This is a genomic window from Corynebacterium sp. c25Ua_47 (assembly GCF_039907205.1).
In the GTDB taxonomy this organism is placed as follows: domain Bacteria; phylum Actinomycetota; class Actinomycetes; order Mycobacteriales; family Mycobacteriaceae; genus Corynebacterium; species Corynebacterium hiratae.
On record NZ_JASBOH010000005.1, the window covers coordinates 36,438 to 48,546 of the forward strand.

At 60.7% G+C, this 12,109-nt stretch carries 9 protein-coding genes; 4 read left to right on the top strand and 5 right to left on the bottom strand.

Going from position 1 to position 12,109, the window contains the following annotated elements; genetic code table 11:
* Nucleotides 1-225: 225 nt before the first annotated feature.
* The gene (locus QKE52_RS05990) at nucleotides 226-912 is read left to right on the top strand and encodes an ABC transporter ATP-binding protein (protein ID WP_070516005.1); all 687 of its coding nucleotides are present in this window, start codon (nucleotides 226-228) and stop codon (nucleotides 910-912) included.
* Nucleotides 902-3,337 carry a hypothetical protein gene (locus QKE52_RS05995; RefSeq protein WP_347948385.1) on the top strand — a complete coding sequence of 812 codons (2,436 nt, stop codon included), beginning with the start codon at nucleotides 902-904 and terminating at the stop codon, nucleotides 3,335-3,337. The genes QKE52_RS05990 and QKE52_RS05995 overlap by 11 nt, the downstream gene beginning before the upstream one ends.
* Here the strand turns inward: QKE52_RS05995 and QKE52_RS06000 are convergent.
* From QKE52_RS06000 to prpD, 3 genes are all read right to left on the bottom strand, one after another.
* The gene (locus QKE52_RS06000) at nucleotides 3,334-4,482 is read right to left on the bottom strand and encodes a bifunctional 2-methylcitrate synthase/citrate synthase (RefSeq protein ID WP_070597157.1); all 1,149 of its coding nucleotides are present in this window, start codon (nucleotides 4,480-4,482) and stop codon (nucleotides 3,334-3,336) included. The two genes, QKE52_RS05995 and QKE52_RS06000, sit on opposite strands and share 4 nt — an antisense overlap.
* Before the next feature lie 62 nt (nucleotides 4,483-4,544).
* Complete coding sequence (prpB, locus tag QKE52_RS06005) at nucleotides 4,545-5,477, bottom strand: methylisocitrate lyase (RefSeq protein WP_049154346.1); 933 nt, start codon at nucleotides 5,475-5,477, stop codon at nucleotides 4,545-4,547.
* Nucleotides 5,478-6,989, bottom strand: a complete 1,512-nt coding sequence (gene prpD / locus QKE52_RS06010) for a 2-methylcitrate dehydratase PrpD (protein WP_046648358.1) — start codon at nucleotides 6,987-6,989, stop codon at nucleotides 5,478-5,480.
* A gap of 169 nt (nucleotides 6,990-7,158) precedes the next feature.
* Between prpD and QKE52_RS06015 the strand changes: the two genes are divergently transcribed.
* Both QKE52_RS06015 and QKE52_RS06020 read left to right on the top strand, forming a co-directional pair.
* Nucleotides 7,159-8,466, top strand: coding sequence for a short-chain fatty acyl-CoA regulator family protein (locus QKE52_RS06015; RefSeq protein WP_070511454.1), 1,308 nt, complete (start codon nucleotides 7,159-7,161; stop codon nucleotides 8,464-8,466).
* Between the two features lie 121 nt (nucleotides 8,467-8,587).
* The gene (locus QKE52_RS06020) at nucleotides 8,588-9,325 is read left to right on the top strand and encodes an Ltp family lipoprotein (RefSeq protein ID WP_049157264.1); all 738 of its coding nucleotides are present in this window, start codon (nucleotides 8,588-8,590) and stop codon (nucleotides 9,323-9,325) included.
* Nucleotides 9,326-9,373: 48 nt separating this feature from the next.
* On the opposite strand, the gene QKE52_RS06025 is transcribed toward QKE52_RS06020, so the two are convergent.
* The gene (locus tag QKE52_RS06025; protein ID WP_175974420.1) at nucleotides 9,374-10,798 is read right to left on the bottom strand and encodes an NAD(P)H-quinone dehydrogenase; all 1,425 of its coding nucleotides are present in this window, start codon (nucleotides 10,796-10,798) and stop codon (nucleotides 9,374-9,376) included.
* A gap of 72 nt (nucleotides 10,799-10,870) precedes the next feature.
* Nucleotides 10,871-12,052: a M20 family metallopeptidase gene (locus tag QKE52_RS06030; RefSeq protein ID WP_070754603.1), complete on the bottom strand. Its 1,182-nt coding sequence runs from the start codon at nucleotides 12,050-12,052 to the stop codon at nucleotides 10,871-10,873.
* Nucleotides 12,053-12,109: the final 57 nt, after the last annotated feature.

A 12,109-nucleotide genomic window follows, 5' to 3' on the forward strand; every position in this document is an offset into this window, starting at 1 on the left:
AGAATTCTAGGCACACCCCTAGATGGCTCGCCCCCCCTTCATGCGCAGCTACCCTTCCCCCTTTAAACATGCAGCGGCCAAATAGGAAAGGATTTACTTCGCTTTTAAAAAAAATATAAACCTATTGACATGTTCCACCCCCTGTTTCTATCCTTCAATCAGGTTCATAACAACCAACTTCATCTTTCATCCCAAAGGCCTCACGGTGAAGATAGAAACGAGCACATGAACTCAGTCACCATATCTAGGGTCCACAAGTATTTGGGCGAGGGCGCCCAGCGCACGCATGTTCTCAAAGGCACAAGCCTAGAGGTTGATGAAGGTGAGTTTCTCGGGATTTCAGGAAAGAGCGGCTCCGGTAAAACCACTCTCCTGCGCGCGATCGCGGGGCTTCTCCCCACTGATGAGGGCTCAATCTCGGTCTTCGATACCTGTGTATCCACCGCTGATCCCAAGGAACTACTTGCCTTGCGCCGCAACACAATCGGCTTCGTCCACCAAGACGACCTATTAATGAATGAACTCACCGCGCTCGAAAATGTCATGCTTGTGCTTGCCGCAGCGGGTGTCGATGAGACGACGGCGCACGATAAGGCTTCCGAGGCATTAGCCCAAGTAGGACTTGCAGGACTCGCTCAACGATTTCCCGCAGAGATGTCGCGCGGCCAGTGCCAAAGAGTAGGAATCGCCCGAGCGCTCTCCGGGAACCGACGAATTCTCTTGGCTGATGAGCCGTCCGCTGCGCTCGATTCCGAGAACTCCCATAGCATTTTTCAACTATTCAAAAAGCTCGCATCAACCGGCACAACCGTGATAGCGACCAGCCACGATCCCATCATGCTGGACTATTGCGGCACGGCCTACACGCTGATCGACGGCCAGCTTGGGAAAGCAGCCCCGCATGCTCAATGAACTAATCACGAAAGTCGTGCATTCATCGAAACGGTATCGTTTCGGCGCAGCAGCAATCGCAGTGTGCTTAGGACTTTTCGCATTTGCTGTCTCGGCCGATCTCTTCATGACGTTGTCCCCGCAGCAAAAGGCGCAGTCAGAATTGGGAAACAACGCCGTGCGGGTGGACGTGCCTGTGTACACGCGGGCGGGCGTGGTTGAACAGACGCTGCCGCAACTTGATTCCCCAGAGAGGGGCTTTACTACCCAACTCGAGACTTACGATCTCTATGTCGATAGCAATCCTTCCACTTCCCTTGTCTACAAGGAGTCTCACTGGGAAGAGCAAGCTCCCGATTTTGGGTTGGCATTGGTTCAGGGCCAGTGGCCTAGTGATCCTGGCGAGGTAGTAGTCACCGAAGACGTGAACCTCAACGTCGGAGAGCACACAACTGCATTCAACGGCACTCTACCGCTCCGCATCGTTGGCGTTGTATCGAATTCCTTCCACAGCCAGGAGAAAGCGGTGTACGGCGCATCGGGAACATGGAACACCATCGACGCCGACGCTTATTCCATGACCTCCGCTTCGGTCCGGCCGATTGTTTTCGGTTCCGAAGGAAAGACTCCTGCAGCCCTCACCGAGTTCATTAGGAGTCAGATCGGGGATGCAGACCTCGTCGATCACGCCGCGCTTGACGACGCTTTCTCGACCTCGCTCCTCACCCGAGAAAGCTTGCTCGCAACGCCGCCTTCAGGATTCGCCGATAGCTATTCCTTCTTCTTCGGCCTGTTTGCCGTTGTCATACCGTGTGCTTTGATCTTCTTTTTGTGGCGAGTCACGTACCTAGTTCTTCACCCGTTGAACCGGCGGTTCTTCGAGCTAGGAATCTCCCCCTTCCTGTTGTGGAAGTCCAGCACATCCACCCTGCTTCGTTCAGCCCTGATGTACTCCGTCTTAGGCCTCGTTGTAGGTGCAGGCCTGGCGCAATGTGCGCGCCCTTTCATTTCTGGACTTGCAGGGTTGCCTGATCCTGGAGTCCTCATTCCGTGGAAATGGTTAGTGCTTCTTCTCGCTAGCTCGCTAGCAGCACTCCTGATTGGCGGTATTGCCACCGCGCCGTCGACCCAGCCGCATCCGTTCTGGAAAGATATCCCGCTGCCGGCCCTATCGGCATCATTCTTGCGTTGGAGTGCTATTGCTATAGTCCTTGTGGCCGCACTCTTTACGGTCGCTTCAGCACTGCTGGGGCCAGACGTGTTCGAAACCTGGGCGCCATTGCCAACCGTGGCATTGTGCATCGTCTTTTCTCTTTTTCTCGCCCGCTGTCCGCGAACCAGCCGGCCCTACACTCCAACAGGCGTGGCCCTGAGATTTGCAGAGAAGCACCGGCAGCTTATTGGCACGGGTCTGACGTTGTTGGTCCTGTGCATGGGAACCGCCGTGTTTAGCAGTTCGATGTCAGCCAGCTTCACAGCCAGTGAGAATGACAGTTTGACGTCAACGATCGCCCCAAACCAGGCACACATTTTAGAGAAGACAGATAGCGGGCTTTCCACGCGTGCCGAATCCGTCCAGCACGTAGCCACTGTGTTGGGGGTGCCCGCCCCAGTTCGTGTTTCTTATGTCCAAGCCACACTGGACATGCCCACGGAGATGTCGGGGACCTTTGGCGTACTGAGCGTCGAATCCGTTCATGACGTAGAGCAACTCTTAGACCGAGAGCTTACTGCCTCAGAAAAAGAAGTCCTTAAGACTGGGGCATTAGTCCGCGATCACAGATTCATCGACCAAGACCACGTTTCAATCAGCACAAGCAAGAATTCAGGCCACTCATCACTTTCAGCACTGAGTATGGACTTCGGGCCACACTGGGAGAAGCTAGCTGGAGGATTTATCCTCGCATCCACGGCGCAAAAACTAGATGCACCGGCAGGTAGTACACAATGGGTCTTTACGGGTCTCCAGGAAGACCAAGAAAAGCGCTTTCTTGATAGCGCTGCACAAGCCCATATCCCCCACGAGCTCGTACTACTGCCGCTGATTCAAACCTCTTCGACACCGCGGGCATTCTATATCAGTTTGGCAGCCGCGCTGCTCAGCGCGTTAGCCGTAACCTTTGTTTTCTCGCGGCAACTTGCTCGCGCTACCGAAGCAATCGAGACCACCTTCAAAGTACTAGGCCTCGATTCTTCCTGGCACCTAAGAATCGTTGTACTCACGACGGCCACACTGACATGTGTTGCGATCATTTCTGGCTGTCTCGCTGGAATCCTCCCACTCGCCGGAATGGTCTACGCAATAGGAGATGGCCTCACTTTTGCCATCGATTGGAATGCACTTCTTGTTGCCGCAGGCGCAATAGCATTAGGCGCTGCATGTGGCGTCGGCATGACATGCCTTCGCCACGTGCAGCGCCCGTCGTCAAGCGCAACCGCTAATTAGATCTGCTTCGGCGGAACGGAGCGCTGCTCCTTACCGTTGTAGGCAGACAGCGGGCGGATGAGGGAGTTGTTCTCGTTCTGCTCCACGATGTGCGCGGTCCAGCCGGTGATGCGGGCCATCACGAAGATCGGGGTGAAGAACTCGATGTCGAAGCCCAGGATGTGGTACGCGGGACCAGCCGGGAAGTCCAGGTTCGGCTGAATCTTAATGGAGGTGTTCTCGTACATGGTCTTCGCCATGTTTTCGTACATCTCCACCCACTGCTCCTGGCCGTGGTCCTTAGCCAGCTCGCGGAAGGCAGCCTCCATGGTCGGAACACGGGAGTCACCGTTCTTGTACACGCGGTGACCGAAGCCCATGACAAGCTCCTTGTTCTTGAGCTTGTTCAGGGTCCACTCCTCTGCCTTGGCCGGGTCACCGACTTCAAGGAAGTTCTTCATGACGGCCTCGTTAGCGCCACCGTGCAGCGGGCCCTTGAGGGCGCCGATGGCGGCGGTAACAGCGGAGTAGGTATCGGACATCGTCGAGGTCACCACGCGGGCCGCGAAGGTGGAAGCGTTGAAGGAGTGCTCCGCGTAGAGGATGAGGGACTTATCAAAGGCCTCGATATCGGAGCGCGAGAGGGCCGGCGAGCCTTCCTCCTCGCCAAAGACCATCCACAGGAAGTTCTCCGCAAAGCCCTTCTTGCGGGAAGGCTCGATGTAGCCCTCACCGCGGCGGCGACGGATGTCGAGTGCGACGATGGTCGGCAGCTTCGCCATGAGCTCCAGGGCGGTGCGGCGAATGTGCTCGGAATCCTTGGTGTATTCCTCCGGGTCCTGGGAACCGATGAAGGAGACTGCGGTGCGCAGAACGTCCATCGGGTGGCAGGACTTCGGCATGGAGGTGATCAGGTCGATGAGGTGGCGGTCCAGGTGGCGCAGCGCCTTCTCACGAGCGGAGAAGCGGACCAGCTCATCCTGGGTCGGCAGCTCGCCGTTCCACAGCAGGTAAGCAACTTCCTCGAAGGAGCAGTAGCGGGCCAGCTCCTGGACCGGGTAACCGCGGTAGGTCAGGGAGTTGGTCTCCGGGACAACCTTGGACACGGCGGTCTCGTCGACGACAACGCCGTACAGGCCCTTGCGGATTTCTGGGGTTTCAGACATGGTGTTTTCTCCTTAAGCGGGGGGCCTAGCGTGTGGGCTAGGCCGGGGGTTTAGTCAAAGGTTTAGTCAAAGGTGGGCTTGTAGCTGTCCTTGGAGTATGTGAACACGCTCTGGTCAAAGGCGTTGTACTCGTCATAGCGCACCAGCTCGTAGAGGCGGGAGCGATGCTGCATGCGGTCGAGCCACTCCTCGGATTGCAGGCCGGTTTCCTGCATATCGCGGAGGAACTCTTCGGTAGCACCCATAGCCACGCGCAGGGTAGACACCGGCCAGATGACGGCGTTATAGCCCAAGTCTTCGATGCGCTTGGCGGATAGCAGCTCGGTCTTGCCGAACTCTGTCATGTTGGCCAGCAGCGGGGTGTCCACGGCGGCTCGGAACTTTTCAAAGTCCTCCGGCGAGTACAGGGCCTCGGTGAAGATGAGGTCCGCACCGGCGTCGGCATAGGCCTTGGCACGCTCGATGGCTTCATCGATGCCGTGGATGCCGGCGGCATCGGTACGCGCACAGATGATGAAATTCTCATCGCGGCGCTCGTTGACGGCGGCGGTGATGCGGCGAACCATAAGATCCGTCGGCACCACTTCCTTGCCATCGAGGTGGCCGCAGCGCTTCGGGTTGACCTGGTCTTCCAGGTGGCAGCCGGCCAAGCCGGCGTCCTCCAGCGCGGCAACCGTGCGGGCGGCGGACATGGGCTCGCCGAAGCCAGTGTCGGCGTCGACAAGCACCGGCAAGTCCGTGGCACGGGCGATGTGCCCGGCGCGCTGCGCCACCTCAGTGAGGGTGGTGAGACCAATGTCCGGCAGACCCAGGTCATTGGCCAGCACCGCGCCGGAGACGTACACGCCGCCGAAGCCGCCGATGTCCTGGATGAGCCGCGCGGTCAAAGGATTGAAAGCGCCCGGCAGCGTGGTGATTTCCGGTGCGTTCAGCGCCTCGCGGAAGCTCTTGCGCTTGTCTGCATTGCTGATTGTGGAGCCAAATAGGCCAGCCATTTAGAACAGTCCCTTCGGGGTCTCGGGTGCGGTAGCGATGGCCTCGTCGGTGAGGCGAACGTTGAGCTCGTTGAGGTCGGTGAGGTTCTCCAGGTTCTGGGCGGCAGCGAGGAAGCGCTCCTGCTCCTCCTCCGAGACCTTGCCGGCGGCGAGCTTCTTGAACTTGTTGATGTATTCCTCGCGGCCAAAGGGGCGGGCGCCGAGCGGGTGGGCGTCGGCCACCGCGCGCTCATCCTCAATCACGGTGCCGTCCTTGAAGGTGATGACGGCCTTGCCGCCGAAAGCCTTCTCATCCAGGTCGTTGGAGTGGTAGCGGCGGGTCCACTCCGGGTCCTCGACGGTGGAGATCTTGTGCCACAGGTCGATGGTGTCCTGGCGGTGCTTGCGCTCATCGGAGTAGGAGGTCTCGTAGTCCCACTCGCCGTCCTGCAGTGCCACGGCGAAGATGTACATGATGGAGTGATCCAAAGTCTCGCGGGAGGCGTTCGGGTCCATCTTCTGCGGGTCGTTGGCGCCGGTGCCGATGACGTAGTGCGTGTGGTGTGAGGTATGGAGGACAATGGACTCAATATCCTCGGTCTTCAGGCCCTTTTCCGCGAGGGTCTTCTTGAGGGCAAAGGCCATATCAATTGGGGCCTGCGCCTGGTACTCCGCGGAGTGCTCCTTGGTGTAGGTGTCCAGGATGGCGCGCTTTTCCTCACCCTCCGCCGGCAGCGGAACGGTATAGGTGCGCTCCGGGGAGTGGAGCATCCAGGCAATGAAGCCGTCCTCGCCTTCCCAAATCGGGGCCGGGGCACCCTCGCCGCGCATGGAGCGGTCTACTGCTTCGATGCCCATCTTGCCGGCAAAGGCCGGTGCATAAGCCTTCCAAGAGGAAATGAGACCCTTGCGGGACTGGCGGGTAGCGGTGGTGGTGTGCAACGCCTGGCCGATGGCCTGGTAGATGGTCTCGACGTCGAGGTTCAGCATGGTGCCGAGGCCTGCGGCGACGGAGGGGCCGAGGTGCGCCACGTGGTCGATCTTCCACTCGTGGAGGCAGATACCCTTGACCAGGTTGACCTGGATTTCATAACCGGTAGCCAGGCCGCGGATGAGGTCCTTGCCGGTCAGCCCCTTGTGCTGTGCCACGGCCAGAATCGGCGGGATGTTATCGCCCGGGTGGGAGTAATCGGCGGCGAGGAAGGTGTCGTGGTAGTCCAGCTCGCGCACGGCAGTGCCGTTGGCTAGGGCTGCCCACTCGGCGGAGTATGCGCCGTCCACGCCGAAGATGGTGGCGCCTCCTTCCTGCACCGGGTGAGCCTGCGCAATGACGCGGGCGGAGGTAACCGGGCGGCGGGTGGCGGAAGCGACGGCCACGGAGGCGTTATCGATGATGCGGTTGATGATCATCTCGGTGGTCTCGGCCGGAACCTCGACGGGATCGGCGGCTACCTTGGCGATCTTGTAGGCGAGGTGCTCTTCGATGGGGAAGTTCTCGGCGGACTTGTGGGTACGTACTTCGTGGTTAATCAAAGGGGTTCTCCTCCTGAACAAGAACAACGATTGCGATAGGCATCACACTAACCTCAGCCCGTGCGCCCTGCCACATGTGTAAACTGTGACTATCTGTTGCAGGGATTTGCGTTACTTGCAAAACTTGTGGAATCCCCAGGCAGGAAGGCTTTTTAGGAGGAAACAGACGGTGACCAAGCACTACGCGGGGGCGAGAATCCACGCATTACGCAAGGAACGCCACCTCACGCAAGCCGCCATGGCGAAGCAGCTGGGGCTATCCACCAGCTACCTCAACCAGTTGGAAAATGACCAGCGCCCCCTCACCGTCACCGTCCTCATGCAGCTGACCCAACGCTTCGGCGTTGATGCCACCTACTTCGCTGGGGACCGTGACCTGCGTGCGCTCGCCGAGCTGCGCCAGCTCTTCCCCGAGGCATCTGAGGCAACTCTTACCGATCTCAGCGGGCGCTTCCCCGAACTTCTGCCCCGACTTGTCGACGCCGCCGCGCACACCCCCGCCGAACCCGGCCCCTTCGAAGCGGTCCGCGACTTCTTTTACGACGCGCACAACTACGTCCACAGTCTCGACATCGCCGCCGAGGAGCTTTCCGATTCGCTCGGGGACCGAGTTCTGCGCCGCGGGCGCTTGGCTTCCGTCCTGCAAGACGAGTTCGGTGTTACGACGCGATTTTCCTCCTCGTCCCCGCGCCGACGTACCTTCCATAACCGGGAGCTGCACCTGCGCGCGGGCCTTACGGAATCCCAGCTGGTTTTTGAGATGGCCCTTCAGTACTGCCTGCTGGCCTACCCGGAGCACTGCGCGGAACTCGTCGCCGAATTACCCGGCGAGGAAGCACAGACTATTGGCACTCTGGGCCTCGCGCAGTACTTTGCCGCCGCCGTGACCATGCCTTATACCCAATTCCTCGCCACCGCGGAGGAAACGCGCTATGACATCGACGTCATCGCGACGGCCTTTGGCACTGGTTTCGAAACCACCGCGCAGCGCTTGGCGACGTTACAGCGACCCGGCCACCAAGGTGTTCCCTTCTCCTTCATCCGCACCGACCGCGCGGGCAATATCTCCAAGCGCCAGTCCTCCACCGCTTTCCACTTCGCCCGCAGCGGCGGCTCCTGCCCATTGTGGGTGGTGCACCGCGCGTTTGAAACGCCCAACCGCATCACGCGCCAGGTGGCCTCGATGCCCGATGACCACACCTACTTATGGATCGCGCGCTTCGTCCAAGGACAAGCTCAGGCTTGGGGCACGCCGCGCAAGGAATTCGTCGTGGGTTTAGGCTGCGATATCGCACAAGCGGATCGCGTGGTCTACGCGGACGCGCTCAACCTCTCCCCTTCCGAGGCGACCCCCATCGGCCCCGGCTGCGCCGCCTGCCCGCGCCCGGCGTGCCCGCAGCGCGCCTTCCCGCAGGCAGGCCGGCCCGTCAGCCTCGACCTCAATGCCACGCCGGTGACGGCATACGCCACCTCGTAGTTCTCTCATTTTCGCCTAGGCTTTCGAATCTCTTGCGGCGATGTCCGGTGGGCTTGCCACTATAGGACGTGTTCGGCACCACGCCGAGTTCTCTTCACTCACCTATGCAGGAGGTTCTCTCATGTCCAACCCTTATGCAGCTCCCCAGTTCTCCCCGGAGCCAACCCCAGAGCAGGCAGCGCCGAAGAAAAAGAAGAAAGGCGGCTGCCTCAAGTGGGGCGCGGGTGCAATCGCGGTATTGGTGCTCGGCAGCGCCGCACTCAATGCGGGTTCTGACGGCGATGACCCGACCAACACCGCCGCATCGGAGCCAAGCACAAGCATCACGGCCGTCGATATCAACAACGCCGCAGCTGACGTGGAGTCCGCCGCAGGCGATACTGGCAGCGATGACAGCGCCGTGCCCACAGAGCACAAGAATGCTCTGCGCGCGGCGAAGCGCTATGTGGACTTTTCTGCCTTCTCCGAGGCTAAGCTCTATGACCAGCTCACGAGCGAATACGGCTCGCAATTCTCCCCGGAGGCGGCGCAATACGCCATGGATCAGCTCGATGTGGACTGGAACGCCGAGGCTCTCGAGTCCGCCGAACACTACGTGGACTTCGCCGCTTTTTCCAAGGCCAAGCTCTATGACCAGCTGACCTCCGAGTACGGAGAGAAGTTCACACCGGAACAGGCGCAGTACGCCGTCGACACGGTAAATGCTGATTGGATGGCCGAAGCCGTCGAGGCAGCGGAAAACTACCAGGAGATGATGCCGATGTCCGGCCCGGCGCTGCTCGATCAGCTCACCAGCGAGTACGGCGAGAAGTTCACCATGGAAGAAGCCCAGCATGCCGTGAGCACACTGGGCTTATAAATCCGAGCCGAAGCTAAACCAGAGCCGGGTCTGATTTACTCGCGGTCGCTATTCAAGGTCGTCGTGGGCGACAAGGCGGCGGGCCGCCTCCGTGATCGTGCCAGACAGCGACGGGTAGACCGCGAAGGAATCCGCCAGCTGGTTCACCGTGAGCTGGTTGGTCACCGCCACGGCGATGGGCAGGATGAGCTCGGACGCAGTCGGAGCGACGATGACGCCGCCGATGACACGGCCGGAGGTAGCGCGGCAGAAGAGCTTAACGAAGCCATGCTGCAGGGAGCGCATCTTGGCACGTGGGTTGGTGTTCAGCGGCATCATGACGGTGCGGGCAGCGACCTCACCGGCCTCAATCTCTGCCTGGGTGAAGCCCACGGCAGCGATCTCTGGGCGGGTAAACACGGCGGTTGCCACGGTCTTCAAGCGCAGCGGGGACACACCCTCACCCAGGGAGTGGTACATGGCGATGCGGCCCTGCATTGCCGCAACGGAAGCCAGCGGGAACAGATCGGAGCAATCACCGGCGGCATAGATGCCGGCGACGTTGGTGCGGGAGACACGGTCAACCTCAATGTGGCCGGACGGCGTGGTGGCCACACCAACGTGCTCCAAGCCGAGGTTTTTGGTGTTCGGGATGGAACCAATGGACATGATGACGTGGGAACCGTGGATCTCGCGGCCATCCTGAGTCTTGACCACGACGTTGCCATCTTCTGTGCGGGAGACGGTCTCCACGCGGCAGTTCTTCTCCAGCTCCACGCCGCGCTCAGCCAGGACGGTCTCGAGGACGTCGGCAGCGTCGGCGTCATCGTGCGGCAGAATGCGGTCGCGGGACGCCACCATGGTCACGCGCACTCCCATCTCCGCGAAAGCAGAAACGAACTCCGCACCGGTCACACCGGAGCCCACCACGATGAGGTGCTCCGGCTCCTCCTTGAGGTCATAGACCTGCTGCCAGGTGAGGATGCGCTCGCCGTCCGGCTGCGCGCCCGGCAGGATGCGCGGGGTGGCACCGGTAGCAACGAGGACGAGGTCCGCGTCGAGGGTCTCAGTGGTGCCATCAGTGTGGGTGACATCGATCTTGTGCGCTGCCCCCTTCACACCGTGCTGATCCTCGGAGAAGGCAGCGCGCCCATCGATGACCTTGACGCCGATCTTCTCTAGGCCCGCACGGACGTCACGGGACTGGTTAGCAGCCAGCGCCTGCACACGGCCGTTGAGGGCCTCCAGGCTCAGCTGCAGCGAGCCGAGCTGGTGGTTCAGGCCCATATCGTCCGCGCGGCGGAAGTCGGTACGAATGTTGGCGCCAGCGATGAAGGACTTCGAGGGCACGCAGTCCAAGAGAACGGAGGAGCCACCCGGGCCCTGTTCCTCAACCAACGTAATGTGCGCGCCGTACTTGGCGCCGGCGGTCGCAGCCTCGTAGCCTGCGGGGCCACCGCCGATAATTACGATGCGGGGGGCTTCCTGTGACACTGTCGCTCCTTTTTTAAAATTCTGCCTATAAGAACTCTGGGAAATCCTTGTCACAGTGTAGTGCTTAGGCGCTTAATCCTCCACGTTGGCGAACTGTTCTGCTACGGAACCAAAGAGTTTGACTCCCACGCCGATGGCCCGCTCATCAGGCGCCAAATCCCCCATGTGGAGATCATGCTGCTCTCCTTCACCAGACCAGCAGCCCAAACGGGCCATGGAGCCGGGAACCTTCTCTAGGTACCAGGAGAAATCCTCGCCGCCCGAGGACTGCGGCGCCTGGACCACGGCTTGCGGGTCGATTGCCTGGGCAGCGCTGGCGAGGAGGGCGGTAGAGACGTCGTCGTTAAGCACGGGCGGAACCCCACGGTGATAGACCAACTCATGTTCCACGCCCAAGGGCGCTAGCACCTGCTCGACGAGCTCGGAGAAGAGCTGCTGCATGTCGCGCCAAATGCCAATGTCCGCCGTGCGCATCGTGCCGGATACAGAACCGGTCTCGGGTATCGCGTTCGGGGCATAACCCGAATTCACCTGGCCAAACACCAAAACGGTGCCGGTGCGCGGATCGACGCGGCGCGAGAGCAAGCCCGGCAGGTCCGTCAGCAGCTTGCCCAGGGCATAGACGACGTCTGCCGACAAGTGCGGGCGCGAGGTGTGCCCGCCCGGGCCGGAGACGTTGATTTCCACGACATCGGTGGCCGAGGTGATCGCCCCGGCGCGGACGCCGATGCGCCCGACGCGCAGCTTCGGTTCCACGTGGACGGCGAAGATGGAGTTCACACCTTCGAGCGCGCCCCACTCGATAACGTCGGTGGCACCGCCCACCCACACCTCTTCAGCGGGCTGGAAGATAACGCGAACACCGAAATCCAGCGGATGCTCGCGGTTGAGGTCCGCCAAGGCGCAGGCCGTAGCAAGGGCGATGGTGGTGTGCATGTCGTGCCCACACGCATGCATGACGCCGGGCACCTCGGAGGTGTATTCGAGGCCGGTGACCTCAGTGACGGGAAGCGCGTCGATGTCGGCGCGGAAGGCTAGACGCCCGAGTTCCGTATCGGGACCAATGTCCACCATGAGGCCGGTTTCGGGGAAAAGCTGCGGCTCCAAGCCGTACTCGCGCAGGGTGCGGGACAGGAAGCGGGTAGTTTCCACCTCGTTATTGGAGGTCTCCGGGTGGCGGTGGATATGGCGGCGCCACGCGATGACCTCCGCGCGGTGGTTGCTGAACCACTCACTGACGTAGTCCGAGATCACTGCTTCCTCCTCCGTGGTTTCCTATTGGGAAGAGTCTACAACTAGACCATGCGGTTC

Excerpts from the sequence above, each read along its gene's own strand:
- QKE52_RS05990 (WP_070516005.1), top strand. The coding sequence starts at position 226 with ATGAACTCAGTCACCATATCTAGGGTCCACAAGTATTTGGGCGAGGGC.
- QKE52_RS05995 (WP_347948385.1), top strand. The coding sequence starts at position 902 with ATGCTCAATGAACTAATCACGAAAGTCGTGCATTCATCGAAACGGTAT.
- QKE52_RS06000 (WP_070597157.1), bottom strand. The coding sequence starts at position 4,482 with ATGTCTGAAACCCCAGAAATCCGCAAGGGCCTGTACGGCGTTGTCGTC.
- prpB (WP_049154346.1), bottom strand. The coding sequence starts at position 5,477 with ATGGCTGGCCTATTTGGCTCCACAATCAGCAATGCAGACAAGCGCAAG.
- QKE52_RS06020 (WP_049157264.1), top strand. The coding sequence starts at position 8,588 with ATGTCCAACCCTTATGCAGCTCCCCAGTTCTCCCCGGAGCCAACCCCA.